Source organism: Pseudomonas sp. TE3786 (genome assembly GCF_054057335.1).
In genome coordinates, this window is sequence record NZ_JBSRZF010000003.1 from 66,501 (window position 1) to 92,888 (window position 26,388).

The window sequence follows — 26,388 nt, forward strand, 5'->3', positions numbered from 1 at the left end:
GATAAAACCTGCACTTGCCGCTGCGCTCGCGGACTAAAGGCTCATCAGCCCTTTAACCCGCGAGTAGCCATGGTCAAGCCAGATTTCGAAAACAAACTGTTCCTCGCGTTGTTGGTGCTGGTCACCCTGGCGTTCGGCTGGATTCTGCTGCCGTATTACGGCGCGGTGTTCTGGGCGATTGTTCTGGCGGTGTTGTTCAGCCCACTGCAACGCTGGCTGGCCCGGCGGCACAATAGCTCGCGCAATCTGACGGCGCTGACCACGCTGCTGATCTGCCTGTGTATCGCCATTTTGCCGGTGGTATTCACCACCGCCTTGCTGATTCAGGAAGCCGGCGAGCTGTACAAGCGGATCGAAAGCGGTGAGGTGGATATCGGTGCCTATATGTTCGAGGTCAAACGCCATCTGCCCACCTATGTGCAGGCGCAGATGGACCGCTTTGGCATGGGCAGTTTCACTGGCATCAAAGACAAGGCAATCACAGGTGCCATGCAGGGCAGCCAGGCCGTGGCCAGCCAGGCTTTCACCCTGGGGCAGAACACCTTCGAGTTTCTGATCAGCTTCGGCATCATGCTGTACCTGCTGTTCTTCTTTCTGCGCGACGGCCAGGAGCTGGTGCGGCGGATTCGTCTGGCCATTCCATTGAACGACGGGCAGAAGCGCCGTCTGCAGCTGCGATTTACCCGTGTGGTGCGTGCCACGGTCAAAGGCAACGTATTGGTCGCCGTGACCCAGGGCGCGTTGGGCGGTCTGGCGTTCTGGTTTCTGGGCATCACCAGCCCGCTGTTGTGGGCGGTGCTGATGGCGTTTTTGTCGCTGCTGCCGGCGGTGGGTGGCGGCATCGTCTGGGTGCCGGTGGCGGTGTATTTTCTGGCTAGCGGGGCGATCTGGCAGGGCGTGGCTTTGACGGTGTTCGGCGTGCTGGTGATCGGTATGGTCGACAATGTGCTGCGGCCGATCCTGGTGGGGCGCGACACGCAGATGCCGGACTATATGATTCTGCTTTCGACCCTCGGCGGCCTGACCATCTTTGGCCTCAATGGCTTTGTGATCGGTCCGTTGATAGCCGCGTTGTTTCTGTCCTGCTGGAGCATTTTTACCAGTGCGCAGCAGACGGTCCGGCTGCCGTGACGCATACGGCGGAGGATTTATTAGGGAAATCACCTACATAACTAGACCCTTGATCCTGCATTAAAGCCGCAGGCTCACCGCGCAAGCTTGCGACCTTCTTCGACGGTAGGGGGTCGCCATGCCATTACTTCTCAACAAACTGCTGCCTGGTGCCACCGCCGTTTCTGGCACCGCACTACGCACGCCATTTCAGCGTATCCCCCTTGATTCGCTGCCCTTCAACCGCGGCAGCCAGCGACCCACCAACACCCTCGACCACCCGCCATTACTGCCTCGGCAACCGCTGATCAGCGTGGTCATTCCCACCTATAACTATGCCCAGCTATTGCCCCGCGCTCTGGATTCGGTACTCGCGCAGTGGGCCGACGATATCGAGTTGCTGGTGGTCAACGACGGCTCCCAGGACAGCACCGTCGAGGTTTTGCAGGGCTACCTCCAACGCTACGCCGATCGTTTGCAGGTTATCCACCAACCCAACGAAGGCGCCGCCAGTGCCCGCAATCGCGGTATCGCCGCAGCCCAGGGCCGCTATGTGTTGCTGTTGGATGCCGATGACGAATTGCTGCCGAAGGCCTTCGCCGTGCTGCGCCAGGTGCTCGCCGCCAACCCGCGAGTGGCCATGGTGCTGGGGGCGCAGCTGTCGGTCAGCGCCAATGGCAATCAACGCCTGCGCCTGCCGACCCCGGTGCAGGGTACTGCCGTGCAGCGTTGCCGACGCTTTCTGCTGGATAAATCCATCTCCATTTCCCATAGCCGCTCGCTGTTTCGCCGCGATCTGCTGTTGCAGCGTCCCTATCCCCATACCCTGCGCAGCGGCGAGGACATACCGGTATTCGCCTATTTACTGGTGAATGGCGCGGTGGCAACCACCCCACAACCGCTGGCCCGCGTACACAAGCATGCCGACAGCTTGCGCCACAGCCGCGAGAATGAAGAGGCGGTCGCACAAAGCATGCTGCGCGAGGTGTTCGCCCACCTGCCCGAGAGTTGTCAGTGCTTGCGCCAGCGCTATGCGGCACAGCGCTATCTGTCGTTGTTTCGTTCTGCCAGCCACTGCGGTGATCACTCGGCCGCCTTCGCCTACTACCGGCGGGCCTTGCAGCTGAGCGCGCTGCAGGCGTTACGTCCGAGCTACTTGAGCAAGTTGCTGCGGTTAAGCCTTGGATGGCGCTGATGCGGGTCCTGGTGCTTACCGCCAGTGGGCGTTTGCCGGATCTGAGTTCGATGTACCGCTACCTGGAGCGCCACCTGCAACTTGAGGTGCGTCTGCTGAGCAACCCCCAGCAGCGCTGCCTGAAGAGAACCTTGGCCGATGTGCTGTGGACGCAGTTTGATCGTGTGTTGCTCGACCTGCCATTTCGCGCCATTCGCCAGCAAAGCGGTTTTCTTGCCGGGGTAAAAGGGCTGGTGATTTACGAGGAAGATGCCTACCAGAATTATTTGCCGGGTGCGCGCCATAGTGGGCAGTTCCTGCGCTTTTACCGGCGCCTTGCGCAAGCTCGTGTGGTGGTGACCGGTGCGATGTTGGCGGAGCGCCTGCGGGCTGACGGTGTGGCGGCAAGCTTCCTGGCCAAAGGCTTTGACCCGGCGCAGCTGTTTGTCGAAGCCACACCGCGGGACATCGAACTGGCCTTTATCGGCCGTACCGCCAGTGCCACTTACGCCCGGCGCAAAGCGCTGCTGCAGGCGCTGGCCGATTGCGAGCCGCTGCAGGTGATTCGCACCGAGCCTGGGGATGCGTATCGGCAGATGCTCAATCGCATTCAGGTGTTTGTCAGTGCCGACATCGGCCTGGATGAATACATGGCCAAGAGCTTCGAGGCCATGGCTTGCGGTTGCGTGGTTCTGGCCTGGCGGCAGGCACGCGAGGAGGCGGCTATCGGCCTGGAGGAGGGTAAACACCTGCTGCTCTACAGCTCCCTTGATGAGCTGCGCGACCACCTCGCACACCTGCGCCACAAGCCGGAGCTGGTCCAACGCCTGAGCGAAAGTGGGCGTGTCTTTGTGCAGCAGCACCTGAGCTATGAGCATCTGGCCGCCAAATTGAGCCAGGTGTTGCAGGAACCCGCCTTGCCGGACGCCACCCCGGCGCGTTGGCGCCTGTGGTGGTCGCGTCTGAGTGGGGCCTGAGGGATGGACGTGCAAACCCAGCCGCTGGTCAGCGTGATCATTGCCTCCTATAACCATGGCCCCTATATCGAGGCGAGCATCGCCAGTGTGTTGGCCCAGACCTATCCTGCCATTGAGCTATTGGTGGTGGACGATGGCTCCAGCGACGACAGCGTCGCGCGCATCACACGCCAGCAGCAGATCCACGGTTTCGACTTTCGTACTCAGGCCAATCAGGGCCTTTCCCGCACCCTGAATGCTGCGGTTGCGCGGTCCAAGGGCAGCCTTATCGTGCCGTTCGGCTCCGACGACGTCATGCTGCCCCAGCGCATTGCGCGCCAGGTGGCGTATTTGCAAGGCAAGCCGGAGGTGGGCATCTGCGCCGGCAACATCCGTCATATCGACGCCCATGGGCAGTTACAGGGGCCGATTCGCCCGCTGCCCTGGCGCCGTCTCGATTTCGATGACGTGTTCCTCCATCGCCAGCCCGGTGCGCCCGCCGCGACCTTGATGTTTCGCCGTGAAGCGCTGGAGCAGGTCGGTGGTTTCGACCCGCAGATTCGTCTGGAAGACTTGCTGATCGAGCTGCGCATCACCCGCGCCGGCTACTGCATCGATGTGCTGCCCGAGGTGCTGGCGCTGTATCGCGTCCACCCAGGCAACACCTATAAAAACTACCCGTTTATGCTCGATAACGTCCTGCGTACCTACGCGCAGTTCAGTGACCACCCGGCGTATGCCAGGGTGTGTCAGCGCTTTCGCAATTCGATGTTTCTCAAAGCCGCCCGCCACGACAAACCCCTGGCCTGGCAACTGCTGGCGGATTTGCCGATGCGCGAGTGGAACAGCAAAACGCTGCGTGGCCTGGCGCGTCTGTTGTTGCCGTTATAGGTCGGAGGTTGCGCGGGAGCTGGCGTGTGGCTGGGTTGCCGCCAGCAGCGCCAGTGGAATCCAAAGTAAAAACCAGTGCTCTTTGGGCCGCGAGAAAAACGCGCTGCCTTCGGTAAGGCCCGCCACCAAACCGAATACCACCAGGGCTGACGCCATCAGCACTTCGTTGCGCTGCCGGTGGCACCAGGCATAACCGAGGGCATAGGCATAGATTGCCAGCCATAAGGCCAGGCCGATCAGGCCGCCTTCAAACAACACGCCCAGCTCTATGTTATGGGTGTCTGCCAGGGCCTGTTCCAGGCCGGCCACGGCAAACACCTGAGGGTGCCCCAGCCCCAGGCCGAACCACAGATGGCCTTCCACTTGCCGCAGCACTTCCAGCCAGATCGCCGGGCGGTAGGACAACCCGCGATCAAGCAGGCCCTGCTCCGGCTGCAGCATTTGCCACAGCAGAATCAGGCTCAGCGCCGCGCCGATCAGCAGCCATAAACGCTGACGCCACTGCAGCAACGCCAACCACAGCAGCGCTGCGGCGATCGCCAGCAATGGGGTGCGCGACCCCGTCAGCAGCAATAACAGCCACAGCGGTGCCAAGGCCACCAGTGGTTGCCAGCCCCAGAGGGACGGCTGCTGGTGCCAGCGAACCAGCCAATAGACGCAGAAAAAACCAAACACATGGGCGCTGAGCAATGGGTTGTAGAGGGCTCCATAGCCGGGCAAACGGCCGGCCTCGCCGCGATAGCCGTAGTAGGCAATCGATACCAGCGCACAGAGCACCGCAGCCCAGGCGCTGTAGGCGGTCATCTGCGCCAGACGCTGAGGCTGCTGTCGGGCCATCAGCACGGCGGCGGCCACTAGCAGCCCGATATACAGCGGCCGCTTGGCCATGCTCAGCCAGGATTCGTCGCTGCCAGACCAGCTTGCCGATAGCAGCATATAAGCGGAGAACACCAACAACAGTTGCAGTACGCGGATCTTCGACAGCAGCGCCAGGTACTTCGGTTGCAGTAGCACCAGTAACAGGGTGGGCGCTGCCAGGCAGGCGTAATAGAGCTGGTGATAGTGGCTGCGCTCGCCGATCCAGAACAGGCCACTGAGCAGGGCAAGCCAGCCGACAGGCAGACAGTAGCTAAGGAGAAAATCGGCAAGGCGAGCGGGCGTGGTCATAAGCATTCTGCACAGGCTGGGGGCGGCAAAATTACTGGCCTGCGCCGAAAAAGGACACCTGAAAGAAGCCTGGAAATTTCTTAGGAAATTAAACCGGGAATACCGGCTTTCCGACCCGCCAGGCATAAAAAACCGGCATCTGCCGGGGCTTTTTGTTACGCAACGCCCTCAATGGCATCGCCGTCCGCAAGACCATCAAGCGTTAACACGTCGTCCCAGCGCAGGCTGGGACCCAGATTCTCGAACCGGCCCTCAATACCGAGCCCGTCGCAGCATTCTGGGTCCCAGCCTGCGCTGGGACGACCGTGGAAAAACGAAGCTATCAGCCAACAAAAAGCCCCGCATCTGCGGGGCTTTTTAGCTGACCTATAACCTTAGTGAAGCAAGGCCATGGTGGAGTGTTGCACCAGCTCCAGCAGCGGCTGCGGATACACGCCGAGGAAGAACGCCAACAGCGCGACCGCCACCAGCATCAGCCCGCCGGTGCGTTGGCCCCAGTTGAACGGTGCATCGTGGCGATGCAGGTTCGGTTCAACCAGGAACAGGGTGACCATCACGCGCAGGTAGTAGAACACGCCAATTGCGCTACCCAGCACCATGGCTGCCAGCAGCCACCATTGCTGCGATTGCACGCCGACCATGATCACGTAGAACTTGCCGATAAAGCCGGAGGTCAGCGGAATGCCGGCCAGCGACAGCATCATCACGGTGAGCACGGCGGTCAGGTACGGACGGCGCCAGAACAGGCCGCGGTATTCGTACAGCGCGTCGGCATCACGACCGCTGTAAGGCGTGGACATCAGGGTGATCACCCCGAAGGCGCCCAGGCTGGTCAGCACGTAGGTGGCCAGGTACACGCCCACCGCTTCCACCGCCAGACCCTTACCGGCGATCACCGCAATCAGCAGGTAGCCGAAGTGGGCGATGGAGGAGTAACCCAGCAGACGCTTGAGGTTGTTCTGCAGCAGGGCCAGCAGGTTGCCCACCAGAATCGAGGCCACGGCGATCACCGACAGCACGGTGGTCAGCAGCCCTTCGTTGGCGGCCGGGGAGAGCAGGAACAGGCGCACCATCACCACGAATACGGCCACTTTACTGGCGGTAGCCAGGAAAGCGGCTACCGGGGCTGGAGCACCTTCGTATACGTCTGGCGTCCACAGGTGGAAGGGCACCAGCGACAGTTTGAAGGCCAGGCCCACCAGCATCATGCCCAGACCCAGTTGCGCCATGGCGCTCTGCACACCGGTAGAGGCCAGTTTGGCGCCGATACCGGCGAAGCTCAGGGTGCCTGCATCGGCGTACAACAGCGCCATACCGAACAGCAGGAAGGCGGAACCGGCAGCCGACAGCACCATGTACTTGATGCCGGCTTCCAGCGAGCGCTTGTTGAAGAACGCGTACGCCACCATGCCGTAGACCGGCACCGACAGCAGCTCCAGACCGATAAACAGGCCAGCCAGGTGCTGCGCGCAGACCAGCACCATGCCCCCGGCAGCGGCCAGCAGAATCAGCAGGTACAGCTCATCGCGGTTACCGGGGAAACCGACCTTGTCGTCACCCATATAGGCGTGCACCAGGGTTACGCAGGCCAGGGTGGCGACCAGAATCAGGCCGATATAGAAGTTGGCGAAGTTGTCCACCAGCAGCAGGCTGGTGACGGCCAGCGGCGTGGCTTTGACCGCCGGGATCAGCGCCAGCAGGGCCAGGTTCAGACCGAGGCCCGAGAGCACGAAGGTCTGGCTGTGGTTGCGCCGCCAGGCGATGGCCAGCATCACCACCACAATGGTGGCGCAAACCACCAGCAGCGGCAGCAGGGCAAGCAGATGTTGAGTCGTGAATTCCATAACGCGGCTTTCCATTACAGGCTGCCCGATGCGAGTTGAGGGAGAGCGGCACCGAGCCACTGTTGAACGCCATGCATGGTGGCCGAGGAAGTGTCGAGAATCGGCTGCGGGTACACCCCGAGCAGAATCAGCAACACCGCCAGGCCGAGCACCATAAACATCTCACGGGCATTCATGCCTCGCAGTACATCGTCAGACTTGGTCGGGCCAAAGTAGGCACGGTGGATCATGATCAGCGAGTACACCGAGCCGAACACCAGGCCGGTGGCGGCAACAATGGTGAACCACGGGAAGGCTTTGAAGGCACCGATCAGAATCAGGAACTCACCGACAAAGTTACCGGTACCCGGCAGACCCAGCGCCGCAGCAGCGAAGAACAGGCTGATGGCCGGCAGGTACGGCAGGCGTCCCCAGATACCGCCCATTTCGCGCATGTCACGGGTGTGCAGGCGCTCATACAGCTGGCCGCTGAGGATAAACAGTGCCGACGCCGACAGACCGTGGGCAATCATCTGCACCACCGCACCTTGCAGGGCGATCTGGCTGCCCGAGTAGATCGCGATAAGTACAAAACCCATGTGCGACACGCTGGAGTAGGCGATCAGGCGCTTGATGTCGGTCTGCGCGAACGACAGCAGGGCACCGTAGATGATCGCGAACACGCCCAGGTACATAGCGAAATGGGCGAACTCGGCCGAGGCATGGGGGAACAGCGGCAGGGCGAAACGCAGCAGACCGTAAGCCGCAGTTTTCAGCAGGATACCGGCCAGGTCCACGGAACCGGCAGTCGGTGCCTGGGCGTGGGCGTCCGGCAGCCAGGAGTGGAACGGCACCACCGGGAACTTCACCGCGAAGGCGATAAAGAAGCCCAGCATCAGAATGTACTCAGTGCCTTCCGACATCTTGGTTTTCAGCAGGTCGGCGTAGTTGAAGCTGATCACGCCGGTAGTGCTGTAGTTGACGAATACCAGGCCAAGAATGGCGATCAACATGATCAGGCCGCTGGCCTGGGTGTAGATGAAGAACTTGGTCGCCGCGTTGATACGGGTGTTGCCCTTGCTGCCGCTGTGACCCCAGAGCGCGATGAGGAAGTACATCGGCACCAGCATCATTTCCCAGAAGAAGAAGAACAGGAACAGGTCGATGGCCAGGAACACGCCCACCACGCCGCCGAGAATCCACAGCAGGTTGAGGTGGAAGAAGCCGACGCGGTTCTGGATTTCATTCCACGAACAGAGCACGGACAGCACACCGAGCAAGCCGGTAAGCACGATCATCAAGACCGACAAACCGTCCATGGCCAGGTGAACCTGGATACCAAAACGCTCGATCCATTGCACTTTGAATTCATGGGCCCAGACCGGGTCCGCACCAGGCGCGGGGGCCAGGCTGAAGTTACCGGTGGTCCACAGCCACAGGCTCAGACCGAACAGCAGGACCATGCTGAGCAGGGCGATCCAGCGCGGCAGGGTGTTGCCGAACCGTTCGGCCTGCCAGCACAGCAGGCCGCCGATAAAGGGAATCAGGATTAGCCAAGGCAGAATCATGACGGGCTGTTTTCCTTAATTCAAAATCAGAAGAAGGGCGAGCAGCAGCACGGCACCGCCGGCCACCGAGGCCGAGTACCAACGCAGCTTGCCGGTTTCCGTACGGCTCATCAGACCGTTGCCCACACGCACCAGACGCGGGATAACCCCGATGGTGCTGTTGATTGGGTCATTGCCCAGCAGACGGGTAATCAGCAGGTACGGCTGGACAAAAATCTTGTCGTAGAGCCAGTCAAAACCCCATGCCGCAAACCACCAGGCCGACAGCAGCTTGCCCGGGCCGCTGTTGGCGACGGCGGTAGCAAAGCGGCGCTTGCCGAGGAACAGCACGGCGGCCAGGGCGATACCGGCAATGGCGATCAGGCCGGACGACAGCTCGAGGTGGTGCTTGGCTTCGCCGCCTGCGTGGCCGAAGCTTTCCGGCAGCACGCCGGCCAGTGGCGGGCTGATCAGCGCGCCGATAAAGGTCGACAGCACGATCAGCACACCCAGCGGCAGCCAGTGGCTGATGCCGTGGCCGGCGTGGGCTTCGGTTTTTGCCTCGCCGTGGAAGGCGATAAAGATCAGGCGGAAGGTATATAGCGAGGTCATGAACGCACCGACCAGACCGGCATACAGCAAACCGGTATGGCCACTGGCAAAGGCTTCCCAGAGGATTTCATCCTTGGAATAGAAACCGGCGGTCACGAACGGCAGGGCGGCGAGGGCGGCACCACCGACGATAAAGCTGGCGTAGGCCAACGGCAGTTTCTTCCACAGACCACCCATCTTGAAGATGTTCTGCTCGTGGTGGCAGGCGACGATCACCGCACCGGAAGCAAGGAACAGCAGGGCCTTGAAGAAGGCGTGGGTCATCAGGTGGAAAATCGCCGCGTCCCAGGCACCCACGCCCAGGGCCAGGAACATGTAGCCGATCTGGCTCATGGTCGAGTAGGCGAGGATGCGCTTGATGTCGGTCTGTACCAGGGCGGCGAAACCGGCGAGCACCAGGGTCACGGCACCGACGATACCGACCAGCTCCAGAATTTCCGGAGTCAGCAGGAACAGGCCATGGGTACGGGCAATCAGGTACACGCCCGCGGTCACCATGGTCGCGGCGTGGATCAGCGCAGAAACCGGGGTAGGGCCGGCCATCGCATCGGCCAGCCAGGTTTGCAGCGGTAGCTGGGCCGATTTACCGACGGCACCACCCAGCAGCATCAGGGTTGCCCACCACAGCCAGGTATCACCGGCTACGAGTTTCTGCGGTGCCAACACCATCAGCTCCTGAATATTCAGGGTGCCCAGGTGCTGGAACAGAATGAACAAGCCGATGGCCATAAACACGTCGCCGATACGGGTGACGATAAAGGCCTTCAGTGCGGCGTTACCGTTGTTGCGGTTGCTGTAGTAGAAGCCGATCAGCAGGTAGCTGCACAGGCCCACACCTTCCCAACCGAAGTAGAGGAACAGCAGGTTATCGCCGAGCACCAGGAACAGCATGCTGGTGATAAACAGGTTGGTGTAGGAGAAGAAGCGCGAGTAGCCGTCTTCACCGCGCATGTACCAGGAGGCGAACAGGTGGATCAGAAAGCCCACGCCAGTGACGACACCGAGCATGGTCAGCGACAGGCCGTCCAGGTACAGGGTGAAGCTTGGCGCGAAGCCGTCTACCGACATCCATTGCCACAGCACCTGGGTGTACACGCCACCCTCTGGCGGGTTGACGTTGAATTGGTAAATCAGAAAGGCGGTGGTCAGGGCCGACAGGCCAACCGAACCGACGCCGATCAGTGCCGAGAGGTTTTCCGACCATTTGCCACGGGAGAAAGACAGCAGCAACCAGCCGATCAGGGGGAACGTAAACGTCAGGAATAAGAGATTCATCCGCGCATCTCGCTGGCAGCGTCGATATCGAGGGTGTGGAAGCGGCGATACAGCTGCAACAACACGGCCAGGCCGATACTGGCTTCGGCGGCTGCCAGGCTCAGTACCAGAATGAACATCACTTGCCCGTCAGGCTGCGCCCAGCGGCTGCCGGCGACGATAAAGGCCAGACCGGCGGCGTTCATCATGATTTCCAGGCTCATCAGCACGAAGAGGATGTTGCGGCGCACCATCAGGCCCACCAGGCCAAGGCAGAACAGCACACCCGCAACGGCCAGGCCGTGCTCCAGGGGGATCGAATTCATCATTGGATTTCCTTCGCCTCTTGACGGCCGAGGTGGAACGCAGCGACCACCGCTGCCAGCAGCAGCATGGAGGCCAGTTCGACAACCAGCAGGTAAGGGCCGAACAGGCTGATGCCGACGGCTTTCGGGCCGACCGTGGTCAGACCTACGACGCCTGCGCTCGGGTTGCCGAACAGCACGTAGAGCAGTTCAGCCAGCAGCAGCAGGGCGAGAACGGCTGGGCCGACCCAGATGCCCGGCGTCAGCCAGGCGCGTTCCTGAGTAGCAGCCGCAGGCCCGAGGTTGAGCATCATCACCACAAAGACGAACAGCACCATGATGGCGCCAGCGTAAACGATGATTTCCAGGGCACCGGCGAACGGCGCGCCGAGGCTGAAAAAGGTCATCGATACGGCCAACAACGAAATGATCAGGTAGAGCAGGGCGTGCACGGGGTTGGTGTTGGTGACCACTCGCAGAGTGGACACCACCGCCACGCCGGACGCGAAGTAGAAAGCGAATTCCATAGTCAGTTTCCCACGACGTATGCAGGCAGCCAGGGGCCGGTCAGGATCAATTGAGTGCGCATTACGGCAGCAGCCCCTTGACGTTGATCGGCTCGGCTTCGTTCTGTGCCGCGCCCTTTGGTTTGCCAGCGATCGCCATACCGGCGACGCGGTAGAAGTTGTAGTCCGGGTTTTTGCCAGGGCCGGAAATCAGCAGGTCTTCTTTCTCGTACACCAGGTCCTGACGCTTGAGCTCAGCCATTTCGAAATCCGGGGTGAGCTGGATCGCGGTGGTCGGGCAGGCTTCTTCGCACAGGCCGCAGAAAATGCAGCGCGAGAAGTTGATGCGGAAGAACTCCGGGTACCAACGACCGTCGTCGGTTTCGGCTTTCTGCAGAGCAATACAACCCACCGGACAGGCCACGGCGCACAGGTTGCAGGCTACGCAGCGCTCTTCACCATCGGGGTCGCGGGTCAGCACGATACGGCCACGGTAGCGCGGCGGCAGGTATACCGGCTCTTCCGGGTATTGCAGGGTGTCGCGAGGGCGGAAGGCATGGGAGAACACCATCACCAGGCTGCGAAGCTGGGTGTAGGTGCCATGCACGATGTCGAACAGATACTTGAACACGGTCATTCTCCTTTACTGAGCCACGCCGGCCGGGGTGTTGAGCAACACCACAGCAGCGGTCACCAGCAAATTGATCAGGGTCAGCGGCAGGCAGAACTTCCAGCTGAAATCCATCACCTGGTCATAGCGTGGGCGCGGAATAGAGGCGCGCAGCAAGATGAACAACATGATGAAGAAGCCGGTCTTGAGCGCGAACCAGACGAATGACAACGACGGCAGGATATTGAACGGGCCATGCCAGCCGCCGAAGAACAGGGTCACCAGCAGGGCCGAGATCAGCACGATGCCGATGTATTCACCGACAAAGAACATGCCCCATTTCATCCCGGCATATTCGATGTGGTAGCCGTCGGCCAGCTCTTGCTCGGCTTCCGGTTGGTCGAAGGGGTGACGGTGGGTTACGGCCACGCCAGCGATAAAGAAGGTACAGAAGCCGAAGAACTGCGGAATGATGAACCACAGGTTTTGCGCCTGGTATTCAACGATGTCGCGCATGTTGAACGAGCCCACCTGGATCACGATGCCCATCAGCGACAGGCCCATAAACACTTCGTACGACACGGTTTGCGCCGAAGCCCGCAGGCTGCCGAGCAGGGCGAACTTGTTGTTGCTCGACCAACCGGCGAACAGCACCGCATACACCGACAGGCCGGCCATGGCGAAGAAGAACAGCAGGCCGATGTTCAGGTCTGCCACGCCCCAGGTCGGGGTGATCGGGATGATGGCGAAGGCGATCAGCAAGGCGCTCATGGCCACCACCGGTGCCAGGGTGAAAATCACCTTGTCGGCGAACGGCGGCGTCCAGTCTTCCTTGAAGAACATCTTGATCATGTCGGCCGCGATCTGGAACGCACCGAACGGGCCGACGCGGTTCGGACCGTAACGGTCCTGCCAGAGGGCCAGCAGGCGACGTTCCACCCAGCTCAGCAGCGCGCCGCACACCACAACGGCGAGCAGAATCACGATGGCTTTGAGCACGGCGATGATCACGTCGATCACCTCAGGAGTGAACCAACTCATTGCGCGGCCTCCTGCAGCGAATCAGCGGTTTTGCCAGCAATCGCCGCGGGAATGCCTGCCAGGCCGACCGGCAGGGCGACCAGACCGGCACTCAGCTCTTCGCTGACACGCAGCGGCAGACGCAGGGTTTGCCCGGCGACGTTGAGGCTGACCAGCGCGCCTTCGTTGACGCCCAGGCGGGCGGCTTCGGATTTGGCCACGGCGACATAAGCCTCCGGGATGCGGGTTTGCACCGGCGCGGCGCGGGAGGAGTTCTCTTCGCTGCCGAACAGGTGGTGCACCGGTACAACTTGCCAGGTGCCTGGCTCCGGGTTGAACGCGCCCGGTGCAGTGGCAAACCAGCTCAGGCCATCGCCTTTGCTTTCGATCAGACGGGTACCTGGGTCACCAGCACGCAGGTGGCCGCCCACTTCGTCCTGGAACTTGTTCCAGGCTTGCGGCGAGTTCCAACCCGGCGACCAGGCGAATGGCACCTGCTGACGCGGTTCGGCGGAGCCCGAGTAACCTTCCATGGAGAAGGCGAAGGCGGTGTCTTGGTCTTGCGGGGTACGCGGCTCGTGCACGCTGATATTGGCGCGCATCGACGTGCGACCGCTGTAACGCAGCGGTTCGCGAGCCATTTTCAGGCCCTTGATGCGGAACGCGGCGCTCGGTGCGGCTTCAACGATACCGGCCAGCAGCGGGGTGCTGGCAGCGGTGGCGGCGGTGACGTGGTCGAGCTGGGTCCAATCCACGTCCTGGCCGAGCAGGGTGCTGCGCAGGGCATGCAACCAGCGCCAGCCTTCGTGAACCAGGATATTGGCGTCGTAGTAGGTCGGATCGAACACCTGGAAGAAGCGCTGCGCGCGGCCTTCCTGACTGACCAGGGTGCCATCGCCTTCGGCGAAGCTGGCCGCCGGCAGCACCAGGTGGGCGCGGGCGGTGGTGTCGGTTTGCTGATGGTCGGCGACTATCACCACTTTGGCGGCGCTGAGGGCAGCGTCTACCAGGGCCTTGTCGGCGCGGGTGTACAGATCGTTTTCCAGCACCACGATGGCGTCGGCTTTACCGTCAACCACGGCTTGCAGCGCGGCGTCGGCGGAGTCGCCACCGAGCATGGCCAGGCCGAGGCTGTTGGCTTCGCTGACCACCAGGCTCAGGGAACCATTCTTCTCACGCAGCTTGAGGGCCTTGGCGATGTTGGCGGCGGCTTCGATCAGGGCTTTGTTGCCCAGCGAGGTGCCGGCAATGACCAGCGGACGCTTGGCAGCCAGCAGGCTGTTGGCGATGCGCTGAGCCAGTTCCAGGGCGTCGGCATCCAGGCCGGCAACGGCCGGAGCGCTGGCGTCGATGGCGTGGGCCACGGCGAAACCGATACGCGCCAGGTCATCGGGCGCGGCGTGTACGCACTCTTCGGCGACGTCGTCGAGCTTGGTGGCGTCGAGGCTGGCGATATACAGCGGGTTCAGCGCGTGCTGGCCGATGTTCTGCACGGCGGCGTTGAGCCACGGCTGAATCTTCATCGCTTCGGCCATGTCTTCGGCCTTGCCTTTGACGGTCTGGCGCAGGGCCAGGGCGATGCGGGCAGCGGTCTGAGTCAGGTCTTCACCGAGGACGAACACGGCATCGTGTTCTTCGATTTCGCGCATGTTGGGGATTGGCAGCGGGCTGTTTTGCAGCACGTCCAAGACCAGGCGCAGGTTGCTCAGCTCAGCTGCCCCGATGCCCGAGTAGAAGTGCTCGGCACCCACCAGCTCGCGCAGGGCGTAGTTGCTTTCCAGGCTGGCTCGCGGCGAGCCGATACCGACGATGGTGCGGCCGCGCAGCAGGTCGGCAGCGGTATCCAAAGCGCCGTCGACGCTCAGTTTCTGGCTGCCGGCAGTCAGCAGCGGCTGACGTGGGCGGTCGGTACGGTTGACGTAGCCATAACCGAAGCGGCCACGGTCGCACAGGAAGTACTGGTTGACCGAGCCGTTGTAGCGGTTTTCGATGCGGCGGATTTCGCCGTAGCGCTCACCGGGGCTGATGTTGCAGCCGCTTGAGCAGCCGTGGCAGATGCTTGGCGAGAACTGCATGTCCCACTTGCGGTTGTAGCGCTCGGAGTGGGTTTTGTCGGTGAACACACCGGTCGGGCAGACCTCGGTGAGGTTGCCGGAGAATTCGCTTTCCAGCACGCCGTCTTCGACGCGGCCGAAGTACACGTTGTCGTGGGCACCGAATACGCCGAGGTCGGTGCCGCCGGCGTAGTCTTTATAGAAGCGCACGCAGCGGTAGCAGGCGATGCAGCGGTTCATTTCGTGGGCAACGAAAGGGCCGAGATCCTGGTTCTGGTGGGTGCGCTTGGTGAAGCGATAACGGCGCTCGTTGTGGCCGGTCATCACGGTCATGTCTTGCAGGTGGCAGTGGCCGCCTTCCTCGCACACCGGGCAGTCGTGCGGGTGGTTGGTCATCAGCCATTCCACGACGCTGGCGCGGAACGCCTTGGATTCGGCGTCGTCGATGGAGATCCAGGTGTTGTCGGTGGCGGGGGTCATGCAGGACATGACGATACGACCGCGGGTGTCGTTCTCGTCGGTGTACTGTTTCACCGCGCACTGGCGGCAGGCACCGACGCTACCGAGCGCCGGGTGCCAGCAGAAGTACGGAATGTCGAGCCCGAGGGACAGACAGGCCTGTAACAGGTTGTCAGCTCCATCGACTTCGAGCGCTTTGCCGTCTACGTGGATAGTGGCCATATTCAAGTTTCTTCGTTGGCCCGTTTTGTTCAGGTTGGGAAAGCCGCTGGTTTGCGGTTTTCGCCACGCTCAACTGGCGGGCTTGGCTAATAGAATCACGGTTCGATGGGGCCAGAGCGCATAGGTAAGCGTTCTGGCCGCCGTCGTTAAAGCGTCAGGCGCTGACGAACTGAGTCGGCGCCACCGGAGCGCTGACACGGGAGATACCCGCCTCGAACTCCGGTCGGAAATATTTGATCGCGCTGCCCAGTGGCTCCACGGCACCCGGTGCATGCGCACAGAAGGTTTTGCCAGGGCCGAGGAAGTTGACCAGGCCCTCGAGGGTTTCGATATCGCCCGGTTGGCCATGACCTTTCTCGATGGCGCGCAGTACTTTTACGCTCCACGGCAGGCCATCGCGGCACGGCGTACAGAAACCGCAGGATTCGCGGGAGAAGAACTCTTCCATGTTGCGCAGCAGGCCGACCATGTTGACGGTGTTGTCCACGGCCATGGCCAGACCCGTACCCATACGGGTACCGACTTTGGCGATACCGCCGGCATACATTTGCGCGTCGAGGTGTTCGGGCAACAGGAAGCCGGTACCGGCACCGCCAGGCTGCCAGGCTTTCAGGGTGAAGCCGTCACGCATGCCACCGGCGTAGTCTTCGAACAGCTCGCGGCCGGTAACGCCGAAAGGCAGTTCCCACAGGCCAGGGTTTTTCACCTTGCCGGAGAAACCCATGAGCTTGGTGCCCATGTCTTCGCTGCCCGGACGGGCCAGGCCCTTGTACCACTCGATGCCGTTGCCAACGATGGCTGGCACGTTGCACAGGGTTTCGACGTTGTTGACGCAGGTCGGCTTGCCCCACACGCCGACAGCGGCGGGGAAGGGCGGCTTCGAACGTGGGTTGGCGCGGCGACCTTCGAGGGAGTTGATCAGCGCAGTTTCTTCACCGCAGATATAACGCCCGGCACCGGTATGCACGAACAGCTCGAAATCAAAGCCGCTGCCGAGGATGTTCTTGCCCAGCAGGCCAGCCGCTTTCGCTTCTTCAACTGCACGGTTGAGGTTGGCGGCGGCGTCGACGTATTCGCCACGCAGAAAGATGTAGCCGCGATAAGCCTTGAGCGCCCGCGCACTGATCAGCATGCCTTCGATCAGCAGGTGCGGCAGCTGCTCCATGAGCATGCGGTCTTTCCAGGTGTTGGGCTCCATTTCATCCGCGTTGCACAGCAGGTAGCGGATGTTCATGGATTCGTCTTTGGGCATCAGCCCCCACTTCACGCCTGTGGGGAAGCCGGCACCACCACGGCCCTTGAGGCCGGAGTCTTTGACGGTTTGCACGATCTCGTCTTGCGACAGGTCGGCGAAGGCTTTGCGCGCGGCGGCATAGCCGTCTTTGGCCTGGTATTCCTCCAGCCAAACTGGCTGCGCGTCATCACGCAGGCGCCAGGTCAGCGGGTGGGTTTCCGGCGTGCGGGCAATGCTGTTGGCCGGACCGAAGGAGGTCAGGCGATTGGTCGAAGCGGACGTCATACGTAAGCCTCCAGCAGTTGCGCCACGCCGTCGGCCTGCACATCGCCGAAGGTGTGGTCGTCGATCATCAGCGCTGGGGCCTTGTCGCAGTTGCCCAGGCAGCACACCGGCAGCAAGGTGAAGCGGCCGTCGGCGGTGGTTTCGCCGAGGCCGATGCCGAGCTGGTCCTGAATGCTGCTGACCACGGACTCATGGCCGCCGATATAGCAGACCATGCTGTCGCAGACGCGAATGATGTGGCGGCCGACTGGCTGACGGAAGATCTGGCTATAAAAAGTAGCCACACCTTCAACGTCGCTGGCCGGAATGCCGATGATGTCGCCGATGGCGGCAATGGCGCCGTCTGGCACCCAGCCACGGGCTTTTTGTACGATCTTCAGCGCTTCGATGGAGGCCGCGCGCGAATCCTCGTAGTGGTGCAACTCATGCTCGATGGCCGAACGCTCGGCATCGGTGAGGGTGAAGCGGTCGGTTTGAATCAGCGTGGTAGTCATGTTTAGCGGTCCACGTCAGCCATAACGAAGTCGATACTGCCCAGGTACGCAATAAGGTCGGCGACCATGCTGCCGCGGATCACCGAAGGGATCTGCTGCAGGTGCGGGAAGCTTGGCGTACGAATACGGGTGCGGTAGCTCATGGTGCCGCCATCGCTCGTCAGGTAATAACTGTTGATGCCCTTGGTCGCTTCGATCATCTGGAAGCTTTCATTGGCCGGCATCACCGGGCCCCAGGAAACTTGCAGGAAGTGGGTGATCAAGGTCTCGATGTGCTGCAGGGTGCGTTCTTTCGGCGGCGGCGTGGTCAGCGGGTGGTCCGCCTTGTACGGGCCTTCCGGCATATTGCGCAGGCACTGATCGATGATTTTGATGCTCTGGCGCATCTCTTCCACCCGCACGATGCAGCGGTCGTAGGCGTCGCCATTGACGGCCAGCGGCACTTCGAATTCGAAGTTTTCGTAGCCCGAGTAGGGGCGCGCTTTACGCAGGTCGAAGTCCAGGCCGGTGGAACGCAGGCCGGCACCGGTGATACCCCATTCCAGGGCTTCCTTGGTGTTGTACTGGGCGACGCCGATGGTACGGCCACGCAGGATGCTGTTTTTCAGTGCGGCTTTTTCGTACTCGTCGAGGCGTTTTGGCAGCCATTCAACGAAGTCTTTCACCAGTTTTTCCCAGCCGCGCGGCAGGTCGTGGGCGACGCCACCGATGCGGTACCAGGCCGGATGCAGACGGAAGCCGGTGATGGCTTCGATCACGGTGTAAGCGCGCTGGCGGTCGGTAAAGGTGAAGAACACCGGCGTCATGGCCCCGACGTCCTGGATGTAAGTACCGAGGAACAGCAGGTGGCTGGTGATGCGGAAGAACTCGGCCATCATGATGCGGATAACGTCGACCTTCTCCGGCACCTTGATACCGGCCAGCTTCTCGACCGAGAGCACGTACGGCAGGTTGTTCATCACGCCGCCGAGGTAGTCGATACGGTCGGTGTACGGAATGAAACTGTGCCAGGACTGCCGCTCGGCCATCTTTTCGGCGCCACGGTGGTGGTAACCGACTTCCGGCACGCAATCGACGATTTCTTCACCGTCCAGCTGCAGCACGATACGGAACGCACCGTGGGCCGAAGGGTGGTTGGGGCCGAGGTTGAGGAACATATAGTCCTCGTTCGCGTTGCCGCGTTTCATGCCCCAGTCTTCCGGGTTGAAGCGGGCAGCTTCTTCTTCCAGTTGCTGCTTGGCGACCGACAGGCTGAACGGATCGAACTCGGTAGCGCGCGCCGGGTAGTCTTTGCGCAGCGGGTGACCCTGCCAGGTCGGCGGCATCATGATGCGGGTGAGGTGCGGGTGGCCGGCAAAGGTGATGCCGTACATGTCCCAGACTTCGCGCTCGTACCAGTTGGCGTTGGGCCAGATGTTGGTGCAGGTCGGCAGGTTGAGGTCGCGCTCGGACAAGGCGACTTTGATCATTACGTCACTGTTACGCTCGATCGACATCAGGTGGTAGAACACCGTGAAGTCGGCGCCCGGCAGCCCGCGGCGCTGGGTGCGCAGGCGCTCATCGACGCCGTGCAGGTCGTAGAGCATGACGTAGGGTTTGGGCAGCTGACGCAGGAAAGTCAGTACCTCGATCAGGCGTTCACGGGCCACCCACAGCACGGGCATGCCGGTGCGGGTTTGCTGCGCGGTAAACGCTTCTGCGCCAAAGCGCGTGTTCAGTTCATTGACGACGTCTTGGTCGTCTGCCTTGTAGGGCGGGATGTACAGAGCGGTGTCTGCAGTCATGGTCTCGGTCGCTATCAGTCAACGTAAAGGGTGAATCCGGCGGGCTTTCTGGGTAAGAAAAAGCTAGATCACACTTCGTCGGGGCTGCGCAGGTTGGTTACCTGAATACGCTGTTCACGGCGCTGTTCCTTTTGCGATGGCATATCGGCGCGGTAAACGCCTTGATCACCAACGACCCAGGAAAGTGGGCGACGCTCTTGGCCAATCGATTCCTGCAGCAACATTAAAGCCTGCAAAAATGCTTCTGGGCGCGGAGGGCAGCCGGGCACGTAAACGTCCACAGGCAGGAACTTGTCCACGCCCTGAACGACAGAGTAGATATCGTACATGCCGCCGGAATTCGCGCAGGCACCCATGGAAATAACCCACTTAGGCTCGAGCATTTGCTCGTACAAGCGCTGAATGACCGGAGCCATTTTTACGAAACAGGTACCTGCGACCACCATGAAGTCGGCCTGACGGGGTGATGCACGAATTACTTCGGCACCAAACCGGGCGATGTCATGGGGAGCGGTAAAGGCAGTAGTCATCTCCACGTAGCAGCAAGACAGACCGAAGTTGTACGGCCACAGGGAGTTCTTACGCCCCCAGTTGACTGCACCAGTCAGTACGTCCTGCAGTTTGCCCATGTAGATGTTTTTGTGGACTTGATCCTCTAGAGGATCGGAAACGGTCTCCCGTTCGCCGATCGGATACTGCTCATTAGGCGCATCCGGGTCGATCCTGGTGAGTTTGTATTGCATCGCCAAAGCCTCATTGTTTTAGCTTCGCCTGCCGCTTGCGACGACCTTCGGGAGCCCAATCAAGAGCACCGATGCGCCAAAGGTAGACAAGACCTGCCAACAGAATTGCTATAAAAACTGTAGCTTCAATAAAGCCGGCCCATCCGCTTTCGCGAACCGACACCGACCAGGCGAAGAGAAAGAGGGCTTCAACGTCGAAGATCACGAAGAGCATCGCGACCAGATAGAATTTTGCCGAGAGACGCAGGCGCGCGTTGCCAGTGGGCAACATACCGGATTCGAAAGGTTCGTTTTTGCTGCGACCCCAGGCCTTGCTACCGAGCAGGCTGGAAACCCCGAGCATGAAGGCGCACAGGCCGACAACACCCAACAGGAAAATGGCAAAGCCCCAGTTGTGGGACATGGTCGCGACAGCTTCAACAGGCATGCCGGTACTCCTTAGACAAGCATCGGCGGAATCATGGAATTTGGAAGTTGCTGGTTGTGAATGCTTAGCCAGCAATCTAATTTTCGTAATTTTATGCGTGTCTGCCTGGGTAAGTAAATTTTTCCTTATAAAAAATTAACTTACAGGCCAGCATGTTAGCGCTGAAAATCGCGCAAAGCCCCGTGTGACGGGGTTATGGCGCTTTTTACTTCCTTAGTCGTATATCTGCAATTTTGTTGTTAATGACAGCAACGCTCGCTCTAGATGATATTCATTGTTATTTGGGTGGCGAACTTCGTGGGCGTTGTCGTGAACACAGGATAGTTGCAGTTTGCGTAGATGCGAGCAGGAAGTAAGGCGGGCGTTTATAGGGTGTGCTGTGCGCACCGTTACGCGGTAACAGAGGTGCGCACAGCACACGCTACGGGGCGATTTTCCGGCATAAAAAAAGGCGAACCGAAGTTCGCCTTTTTTCTCACACCCCTGGGTTAACCCAGGTGAGCCATTCCGTGAATCAATGGAATTGGTTCATGGTGTTGTCTTTACCGCTTGCCTTCAGAGCCGCTTCGCCAGCGAAGTACTCTTTATGGTTGTCGCCCAGGTCCGAGCCAGCCATGTTCTGGTGCTTAACGCAAGCGATGCCTTGACGCAGCTCTTCACGTTGAACGCCTTTCACGTAAGCCAGCATGCCTTGGTCGGCGAAGTAGCCTTTGGCCAGGTTGTCGGTGGACAGCGCAGCAGTGTGGTAGGTCGGCAGGGTGATCAGGTGGTGGAAGATACCAGCCTGTTGCGAACCGTCACGTTGGAAGGTGCGGATTTTCTCGTCTGCAACCTGAGCCAGTTCGGTGGCGTCGTAGTCAACGCTCATCAGCTTGGCGCGGTCGTAAGCGGAAACGTCTTTGCCTTCGGCGACGAATGCATCGAACACTTGCTGACGGAAGTTCAGGGTCCAGTTGAAGGACGGGCTGTTGTTGTAAACCAGCTTGGCGTTCGGGATTACCTTGCGGATCTCGTTAACCATGGCAGCGATCTGGCCAACGTGTGGCTTCTCGGTTTCGATCCACAGCAGGTCAGCGCCGTTCTGCAGCGAGGTGATGCAGTCCAGGATGCAGCGAGCTTCGCCGGTGCCAGCACGGAACTGGAACAGGTTGGAAGGCAGGCGCTTAGGACGCAGCAGTTTGCCGCCACGGTTCAGAACTACGTCGCCGTTGTTCAGCTCGGAAGCCGAAACTTCTTCGCAGTCCAGGAAGGAGTTGTACTGGTCGCCCAGGTCGCCCGCAACCTTGGTTACAGCGATTTGTTTGGTCAGGCCGGCACCCAGGGAGTCGGTACGGGCAACGATTACGCCGTCGTCCACGCCCAGTTCCAGGAATGCGTAGCGAACTGCGTTGATCTTGGCCAGGAAGTCTTCGTGCGGAACGGTCACTTTGCCGTCTTGGTGGCCGCACTGCTTCTCGTCGGAAACCTGGTTTTCGATCTGGATGCAGCAAGCACCCGCTTCGATCATTTTCTTGGCCAGCAGGTAGGTGGCTTCCGGGTTACCGAAACCAGCGTCGATGTCGGCGATGATCGGTACTACGTGAGTTTCGTAGTTGTCGACCTGGGCTTGGATCTCGGCAGCCTTGGCGCTGTCGCCAGCGGCGCGGGCAGCGTCCAGAGCGGTGAACAGCAGGTCCAGCTCACGGGCGTCAGCCTGGCGCAGGAAGGTGTACAGCTCTTCGATCAGACCGGAAACGGCGGTCTTTTCGTGCATGGATTGGTCTGGCAGCGGGCCGAAGTCGGAACGCAGAGCAGCAACCATCCAGCCGGACAGGTACAGGTAGCGCTTGTCGGTAGTCTTCAGGTGCTTCTTGATCGAGATCAGCTTCTGCTGACCGATGAAGCCGTGCCAGCAGCCCAGGGACTGGGTGTAGACGGAGGAGTTAGCGTCGTACTCGGCCATGTCTTTGCGCATGATAGCGGCGGTGTACTTGGCGATATCCAGACCGGTTTTGAAGCGGTTCTGAGCGCGCATACGAGCGACGGACTCAGGGTTGATCGCACTCCAGCTGTTGCCGGCGGTTTCTTTCAAAGCGGCTACGGCTTTGATGTCATTTTGATAAGCAGACATGGTCAATCCTTCAAAGTTGATGATTGGTTGAGCACGACACTTCCCTTTTCAAAACCGGACAAGCAAAGCGGTCTTGCAGCGGGCGGTGTACTGCAGAGCAACGAGATATCGACTGAGACGGGATTGAAGCTGAGGAGGGGGCAGAGGGGGCGTACAGGTTGATGGCGTCAGCTGCTTTGGCACTTGCTGGTTCGTGGAAACCTATGGGTGTCGCGGTGGGCTGTGGCGGCCAATCGTGCTGTTACGTTAAACGCTTCCCCGTCCCTCAGGACAACTTCGTTCCAGTCGCAATCTCGTCGAACTGCCTTGTGAGCGGTAAAACACGAATGCAATCCACGGTAAGCGGGTTGCGATCCGGAGACCTCTGTAAAGGCCTCTGATTAGCGGGAGCGGGGCCATCATGCCTCCGAGAAGGCACTTCGTCAAACGTTTTGTAGTGCTTTTTTCTTACTACTACATATTGTTCGACGTGCGACCGAATGGTCACGATTTGCCTCAGTCAGTCGAGGGCATCGACCTTCAGGCGCAGGGTCATGTCGTCGCGCCCCGAGGTGGAGCGGCGCTGAACAAAACCGCTCTGGTCGGACTGGGAGTTCTCATTCACGCCACCGATGGTGATCCATTCGCCAAGGCGCCCGGTGACCTTGGTGTCGGTGCTCTGGATGTCGATCGCGCCTTGTTGGGTCTGGCTCACGCGGTCGTTGTTGCTGCTGATGCTGACGTGCACCAGATCGCCGGTCAGGCTGGCGGTGACATAGAAGCCGCGGGTGACGTTGCGGTATTCGGTGTTGTTGTAGGGCAGGCCATAGCTGCCGACGCTGGTAGTGGTCAATGGCACGCTCTGGCCGACCTGGATCAGCGCCGGGGAACCCTCGGTGGTTTGTACCTGCTGAGTGCCGCCGCCGCGACTCTGGGTAGTGCGGTGGATGATGCGCACCTGGTCGCGGCCATTGACCTCGCCGCGCCCGGACTGGATTTCCACGTCGCCGGCCGAAACCGTACCGTTAACCGAATAACCCTGGTCGTTCATATTGTTGCTGTTGCTGGTGTCGACGCTGATCAGCAGGCGCTTGGGCTGCTTGTCGATCTGCTTGAGCAGGTCGCGCACTTCCTGCAGCTTGGCTGGCGGTGCATTGACCACTAACTGGTTGCCGTAGTTGCTGGCCCGGCCTTCGTTGCCAAGCACCGACTGCACTACCGGCAGCACGTCATCGGCGGTGCGGTAGTTCAGTGGCATCACTTCGGTGGCCGCCAGCAGCGGCAGACTCACACTCAGGCAAACAGCGGCAAGCAGGGCGCGGATGGTCATACCAGTAAGCTCCGTAAGTCCAGGTCGCTGACGCTGACGTCCCACGCCTGATCGAATTTGTTTTGCAGCACCCGAACTTGCCCGGGGTCGTTGTATAGCGCGTAACCGGCAATCTGTTCCAGCTTGGGGCGCATCAGCAGGCCGCCGGTGTCGGCCAGTAGATAGGCGACTTCGTCATTGCTGTAGCTGGGATTGAGCTTGCGGATCTGCAGGTTGCTCGACAGCCGGCGGGACAGCTGCAGCAGGCGATGCCCTTCCTTGACCGCGCTGCTGGGATCGTTAAGCAGAATGCGCAGGCGGTTTTTCGGATTGGCCAGCAGAAACTGGGTGCAGGCGTCTTGCACGCTGCTGTGGTGGTACAGCCAGCGTTCGAGGTCGGGGGTGTAGATGCACAGGCTGCGTTGTGCCTGTTGCAGTAGTGCCAGGGCGTGGGCCTGGGCGTGTTCGGGGGTGGTGAAGTGCTGCAGCTGGCGCGGCCCGCCAAGGTGGAAGGGGGCCGGCTCGCGGCGCTCGGGCTGCGCCTGCAACGGCGGCGGATTGTGTACAGCAAAGCTGCCCGGCGAGACGAACTCGATAGCGGGCAGCTCTTCTGCAAGAGCGTCCGCAACACCGTCCGTGGCGTCTCTTGGCGGAACGTCTTTGTCGATCATCCTGACCTCACTTACTGATGCGTTTCATCTCTACGTGGGGGATGCCGGCGTCGAGAAACTCGCCACTGACAACGGTAAAGCCTAGACGCTCATAGAATGCCGTGGCGTGTACCTGAGCGCTGAGCATCTGTTCTTTCAGTCCGCGTCGTTCGGCTTCATTGATGACTGCGGTCATCAGTGCTTCGCCGACCTTCAGGCCGCGCCAGTCCTTGAGTACCGACACCCGGCCGATATGGCCGTCGGGCAACAGCCGGGCGGTGCCGATAGCGTAATCGCCATCGACTGCCAGAAAGTGTACCGCTTCGATATCTTCAGCATCCCACTCCAGTTCGGCCGGTACCGCCTGTTCGGCGATAAATACGGTCTCGCGGATGCGGCGCAGATCGGCGTTGTCTTTCTGCCAACTGGCGACCCGAACCTGTACGTTGCTACTCATCGGCAAACTCCAGACTTCCTTGTCGTACCAGCTCAAGGACGAGGTTACGCCCTTCATCCTCGGCCAACCATTGGCCAAGGTTTTCCAGATGCAATACGTCGGCAGAGCAGATCAGCTTCAGCAGTTCGCGCAGGCTGGCCGACAGCAGGCGGCTCTGGCCGCTGGCGAACAGCACCAAGTCTTCGCCGACTTCCGACCAGGCCAGGCGGGCGCTAGGGTTGCGGACCAGCATCGCGCCGTTTTCGATCTGCTCGAGCAGCTCTTCTTCGTCCAGTTCGGTGCCGGCCACCAGTTCCGGGTACTTCGGCTCGGTCATAAATTGGCCGAACCAGGTCATCAGCAGGCGCTCGTCACCCATGTGCTCGTTGAGCAGGGCTTTGAGGCGGTCCAGGGAGTCGCGCTGAATCTGATGCGGATCGGTCGAAGGGACGGCGTCGGCGTCGCTGTAGCGTTCTTCGTCCGGCAGGAACTGGCCCAGGAAGTCGGTGAAATGGGTCAGAACTTCTGCGGCGCTAGGGGCGCGGAAACCCACGGAATAAGTCATGCAATCATCCTCGGCGGTGCCATAGTGAGCCAAACGTGGCGGCAGATAGAGCATGTCGCCGGGCTCCAACACCCATTCGTCGGTCTGTTCAAAGTTGGCCAGAATGCGCAGGTCCGCATGCTCGAGCATGGGGCTATCCGAGTCGCACATCTGACCGATTTTCCAGCGCCGGCGTCCCTGGCCCTGGAGAAGGAAAACGTCGTAATTGTCGAAATGCGGGCCGACGCCACCGCCTGGGGTGGCGAAGCTGATCATCACATCATCGATGCGCCAGCTCGGCAAAAAGCGGAAGTTCTGCAGCAGCTCGGCGACTTCCGGCACGAACTGGTCGACGGCCTGGACCAGCAGGGTCCAGTCGCGCTCCGGCAGGTCGGCGAAGGCATCTTCCTCGAACGGACCGCGGCGCAACTCCCACGGGCGCTCGCCGTGTTCAAGGATCAGGCGCGATTCGACTTCTTCTTCCAGTGCCAGGCCGGCCAGTTCGTCAGCGGAGATCGGGCTTTCGAAGTCGCTGATGGCCTGGCGGACCAGCAAAGGTTTCTTCTGCCAGTAATCGCGCAAGAATTCGCGTGCGGTAATGCCACCCAACATCTGAAGCGGAATATCAGGATTCATAGCTAAGCCCTTGAAAGTGTTCTAAGCCCGTAAATAAAAACGCCCGG

Annotated in this window: 23 protein-coding genes; 4 read left to right on the forward strand and 19 right to left on the reverse strand. The window is 60.7% G+C overall.

Annotation, left to right across the window (positions count from 1 at the left end; genetic code table 11):
• The first annotated feature begins 69 nt into the window (after positions 1–69).
• The 4 genes from ACVW0Y_RS04710 to ACVW0Y_RS04725 all read left to right on the forward strand — a co-directional run bounded on the left by ACVW0Y_RS04710 (position 70) and on the right by ACVW0Y_RS04725 (position 4,131).
• Positions 70–1,131, forward strand: a complete 1,062-nt coding sequence (locus ACVW0Y_RS04710; RefSeq protein ID WP_457436419.1) for an AI-2E family transporter — start codon at positions 70–72, stop codon at positions 1,129–1,131.
• 118 nt (positions 1,132–1,249) lie between these two features.
• Positions 1,250–2,305 (forward strand): glycosyltransferase family 2 protein, encoded by a 1,056-nt coding sequence (locus ACVW0Y_RS04715; protein WP_457436421.1) that lies wholly within the window; start codon positions 1,250–1,252, stop codon positions 2,303–2,305.
• Positions 2,305–3,261 carry a glycosyltransferase family protein gene (locus ACVW0Y_RS04720; protein ID WP_457436423.1) on the forward strand — a complete coding sequence of 319 codons (957 nt, stop codon included), beginning with the start codon at positions 2,305–2,307 and terminating at the stop codon, positions 3,259–3,261. The genes ACVW0Y_RS04715 and ACVW0Y_RS04720 overlap by 1 nt, the downstream gene beginning before the upstream one ends.
• Before the next feature lie 3 nt (positions 3,262–3,264).
• Positions 3,265–4,131 carry a glycosyltransferase gene (locus ACVW0Y_RS04725; protein ID WP_457436425.1) on the forward strand — a complete coding sequence of 289 codons (867 nt, stop codon included), beginning with the start codon at positions 3,265–3,267 and terminating at the stop codon, positions 4,129–4,131.
• On the opposite strand, the gene ACVW0Y_RS04730 is transcribed toward ACVW0Y_RS04725, so the two are convergent.
• The 19 genes from ACVW0Y_RS04730 to ACVW0Y_RS04820 form a co-directional block, all read right to left on the reverse strand.
• Complete coding sequence (locus ACVW0Y_RS04730; protein WP_457436426.1) at positions 4,126–5,298, reverse strand: O-antigen ligase family protein; 1,173 nt, start codon at positions 5,296–5,298, stop codon at positions 4,126–4,128. The two genes, ACVW0Y_RS04725 and ACVW0Y_RS04730, sit on opposite strands and share 6 nt — an antisense overlap.
• Positions 5,299–5,672: 374 nt before the next feature.
• Positions 5,673–7,142 carry an NADH-quinone oxidoreductase subunit NuoN gene (gene nuoN, locus ACVW0Y_RS04735; RefSeq protein WP_457436427.1) on the reverse strand — a complete coding sequence of 490 codons (1,470 nt, stop codon included), beginning with the start codon at positions 7,140–7,142 and terminating at the stop codon, positions 5,673–5,675.
• Between the two features lie 14 nt (positions 7,143–7,156).
• On the reverse strand, positions 7,157–8,689 hold the full coding sequence (gene nuoM / locus ACVW0Y_RS04740; RefSeq protein ID WP_457436428.1) for an NADH-quinone oxidoreductase subunit M: 1,533 nt from the start codon (positions 8,687–8,689) through the stop codon (positions 7,157–7,159).
• 15 nt (positions 8,690–8,704) lie between these two features.
• Complete coding sequence (nuoL, locus tag ACVW0Y_RS04745; protein ID WP_457436429.1) at positions 8,705–10,555, reverse strand: NADH-quinone oxidoreductase subunit L; 1,851 nt, start codon at positions 10,553–10,555, stop codon at positions 8,705–8,707.
• Positions 10,552–10,860 carry an NADH-quinone oxidoreductase subunit NuoK gene (gene nuoK, locus ACVW0Y_RS04750; RefSeq protein WP_108094510.1) on the reverse strand — a complete coding sequence of 103 codons (309 nt, stop codon included), beginning with the start codon at positions 10,858–10,860 and terminating at the stop codon, positions 10,552–10,554. Before nuoK ends, nuoL begins: the two co-directional genes overlap by 4 nt.
• Positions 10,860–11,366 carry an NADH-quinone oxidoreductase subunit J gene (gene nuoJ, locus ACVW0Y_RS04755; protein ID WP_457436430.1) on the reverse strand — a complete coding sequence of 169 codons (507 nt, stop codon included), beginning with the start codon at positions 11,364–11,366 and terminating at the stop codon, positions 10,860–10,862. The genes nuoK and nuoJ overlap by 1 nt, the downstream gene beginning before the upstream one ends.
• A gap of 61 nt (positions 11,367–11,427) precedes the next feature.
• Positions 11,428–11,982: an NADH-quinone oxidoreductase subunit NuoI gene (gene nuoI, locus ACVW0Y_RS04760; RefSeq protein WP_218278281.1), complete on the reverse strand. Its 555-nt coding sequence runs from the start codon at positions 11,980–11,982 to the stop codon at positions 11,428–11,430.
• A 6-nt stretch (positions 11,983–11,988) separates the two neighbouring features.
• Entirely contained in the window at positions 11,989–12,996 is a 1,008-nt protein-coding gene (nuoH, locus tag ACVW0Y_RS04765) for an NADH-quinone oxidoreductase subunit NuoH (protein ID WP_457436431.1), read from the reverse strand.
• The gene (gene nuoG / locus ACVW0Y_RS04770; protein WP_457436432.1) at positions 12,993–15,710 is read right to left on the reverse strand and encodes an NADH-quinone oxidoreductase subunit NuoG; all 2,718 of its coding nucleotides are present in this window, start codon (positions 15,708–15,710) and stop codon (positions 12,993–12,995) included. The genes nuoH and nuoG overlap by 4 nt, the downstream gene beginning before the upstream one ends.
• A 154-nt stretch (positions 15,711–15,864) precedes the next feature.
• Entirely contained in the window at positions 15,865–17,229 is a 1,365-nt protein-coding gene (gene nuoF, locus ACVW0Y_RS04775; RefSeq protein WP_457436433.1) for an NADH-quinone oxidoreductase subunit NuoF, read from the reverse strand.
• Positions 17,226–17,723, reverse strand: a complete 498-nt coding sequence (nuoE, locus tag ACVW0Y_RS04780; protein WP_457436434.1) for an NADH-quinone oxidoreductase subunit NuoE — start codon at positions 17,721–17,723, stop codon at positions 17,226–17,228. The genes nuoF and nuoE overlap by 4 nt, the downstream gene beginning before the upstream one ends.
• A gap of 2 nt (positions 17,724–17,725) precedes the next feature.
• Positions 17,726–19,507: an NADH-quinone oxidoreductase subunit C/D gene (nuoC, locus tag ACVW0Y_RS04785; protein ID WP_457436435.1), complete on the reverse strand. Its 1,782-nt coding sequence runs from the start codon at positions 19,505–19,507 to the stop codon at positions 17,726–17,728.
• Positions 19,508–19,575: 68 nt separating this feature from the next.
• Complete coding sequence (locus ACVW0Y_RS04790) at positions 19,576–20,250, reverse strand: NuoB/complex I 20 kDa subunit family protein (protein WP_108094518.1); 675 nt, start codon at positions 20,248–20,250, stop codon at positions 19,576–19,578.
• A 10-nt stretch (positions 20,251–20,260) separates the two neighbouring features.
• Positions 20,261–20,677 carry an NADH-quinone oxidoreductase subunit A gene (locus ACVW0Y_RS04795; protein WP_108094519.1) on the reverse strand — a complete coding sequence of 139 codons (417 nt, stop codon included), beginning with the start codon at positions 20,675–20,677 and terminating at the stop codon, positions 20,261–20,263.
• A 514-nt stretch (positions 20,678–21,191) separates the two neighbouring features.
• Entirely contained in the window at positions 21,192–22,787 is a 1,596-nt protein-coding gene (locus ACVW0Y_RS04800) for an isocitrate lyase (RefSeq protein WP_457436437.1), read from the reverse strand.
• Positions 22,788–23,286: 499 nt separating this feature from the next.
• Positions 23,287–24,096 (reverse strand): secretin N-terminal domain-containing protein, encoded by an 810-nt coding sequence (locus ACVW0Y_RS04805; RefSeq protein ID WP_457436438.1) that lies wholly within the window; start codon positions 24,094–24,096, stop codon positions 23,287–23,289.
• On the reverse strand, positions 24,093–24,746 hold the full coding sequence (locus ACVW0Y_RS04810) for a DUF7931 domain-containing protein (protein WP_457436439.1): 654 nt from the start codon (positions 24,744–24,746) through the stop codon (positions 24,093–24,095). The genes ACVW0Y_RS04805 and ACVW0Y_RS04810 overlap by 4 nt, the downstream gene beginning before the upstream one ends.
• A gap of 7 nt (positions 24,747–24,753) precedes the next feature.
• Positions 24,754–25,182 (reverse strand): GNAT family N-acetyltransferase, encoded by a 429-nt coding sequence (locus ACVW0Y_RS04815; RefSeq protein ID WP_457436440.1) that lies wholly within the window; start codon positions 25,180–25,182, stop codon positions 24,754–24,756.
• Complete coding sequence (locus ACVW0Y_RS04820) at positions 25,175–26,341, reverse strand: ribosomal protein uL16 3-hydroxylase (protein WP_457436442.1); 1,167 nt, start codon at positions 26,339–26,341, stop codon at positions 25,175–25,177. Before ACVW0Y_RS04820 ends, ACVW0Y_RS04815 begins: the two co-directional genes overlap by 8 nt.
• Between the last annotated feature and the right edge of the window lie 47 nt (positions 26,342–26,388).

Excerpts from the sequence above, each read along its gene's own strand:
- nuoG (WP_457436432.1), bottom strand. The coding sequence starts at position 15,710 with ATGGCCACTATCCACGTAGACGGCAAAGCGCTCGAAGTCGATGGAGCT.
- ACVW0Y_RS04800 (WP_457436437.1), bottom strand. The coding sequence starts at position 22,787 with ATGTCTGCTTATCAAAATGACATCAAAGCCGTAGCCGCTTTGAAAGAA.
- ACVW0Y_RS04815 (WP_457436440.1), bottom strand. The coding sequence starts at position 25,182 with ATGAGTAGCAACGTACAGGTTCGGGTCGCCAGTTGGCAGAAAGACAAC.
- nuoE (WP_457436434.1), bottom strand. The coding sequence starts at position 17,723 with ATGACTACCACGCTGATTCAAACCGACCGCTTCACCCTCACCGATGCC.
- ACVW0Y_RS04795 (WP_108094519.1), bottom strand. The coding sequence starts at position 20,677 with ATGCCTGTTGAAGCTGTCGCGACCATGTCCCACAACTGGGGCTTTGCC.
- ACVW0Y_RS04820 (WP_457436442.1), bottom strand. The coding sequence starts at position 26,341 with ATGAATCCTGATATTCCGCTTCAGATGTTGGGTGGCATTACCGCACGC.
- ACVW0Y_RS04725 (WP_457436425.1), top strand. The coding sequence starts at position 3,265 with ATGGACGTGCAAACCCAGCCGCTGGTCAGCGTGATCATTGCCTCCTAT.
- nuoF (WP_457436433.1), bottom strand. The coding sequence starts at position 17,229 with ATGACGTCCGCTTCGACCAATCGCCTGACCTCCTTCGGTCCGGCCAAC.
- ACVW0Y_RS04715 (WP_457436421.1), top strand. The coding sequence starts at position 1,250 with ATGCCATTACTTCTCAACAAACTGCTGCCTGGTGCCACCGCCGTTTCT.
- ACVW0Y_RS04810 (WP_457436439.1), bottom strand. The coding sequence starts at position 24,746 with ATGATCGACAAAGACGTTCCGCCAAGAGACGCCACGGACGGTGTTGCG.
- nuoL (WP_457436429.1), bottom strand. The coding sequence starts at position 10,555 with ATGAATCTCTTATTCCTGACGTTTACGTTCCCCCTGATCGGCTGGTTG.
- nuoC (WP_457436435.1), bottom strand. The coding sequence starts at position 19,507 with ATGACTGCAGACACCGCTCTGTACATCCCGCCCTACAAGGCAGACGAC.
- nuoN (WP_457436427.1), bottom strand. The coding sequence starts at position 7,142 with ATGGAATTCACGACTCAACATCTGCTTGCCCTGCTGCCGCTGCTGGTG.
- nuoJ (WP_457436430.1), bottom strand. The coding sequence starts at position 11,366 with ATGGAATTCGCTTTCTACTTCGCGTCCGGCGTGGCGGTGGTGTCCACT.
- ACVW0Y_RS04720 (WP_457436423.1), top strand. The coding sequence starts at position 2,305 with ATGCGGGTCCTGGTGCTTACCGCCAGTGGGCGTTTGCCGGATCTGAGT.
- ACVW0Y_RS04805 (WP_457436438.1), bottom strand. The coding sequence starts at position 24,096 with ATGACCATCCGCGCCCTGCTTGCCGCTGTTTGCCTGAGTGTGAGTCTG.
- ACVW0Y_RS04730 (WP_457436426.1), bottom strand. The coding sequence starts at position 5,298 with ATGACCACGCCCGCTCGCCTTGCCGATTTTCTCCTTAGCTACTGTCTG.
- nuoM (WP_457436428.1), bottom strand. The coding sequence starts at position 8,689 with ATGATTCTGCCTTGGCTAATCCTGATTCCCTTTATCGGCGGCCTGCTG.
- ACVW0Y_RS04790 (WP_108094518.1), bottom strand. The coding sequence starts at position 20,250 with ATGCAATACAAACTCACCAGGATCGACCCGGATGCGCCTAATGAGCAG.
- nuoH (WP_457436431.1), bottom strand. The coding sequence starts at position 12,996 with ATGAGTTGGTTCACTCCTGAGGTGATCGACGTGATCATCGCCGTGCTC.
- ACVW0Y_RS04710 (WP_457436419.1), top strand. The coding sequence starts at position 70 with ATGGTCAAGCCAGATTTCGAAAACAAACTGTTCCTCGCGTTGTTGGTG.
- nuoK (WP_108094510.1), bottom strand. The coding sequence starts at position 10,860 with ATGAATTCGATCCCCCTGGAGCACGGCCTGGCCGTTGCGGGTGTGCTG.
- nuoI (WP_218278281.1), bottom strand. The coding sequence starts at position 11,982 with ATGACCGTGTTCAAGTATCTGTTCGACATCGTGCATGGCACCTACACC.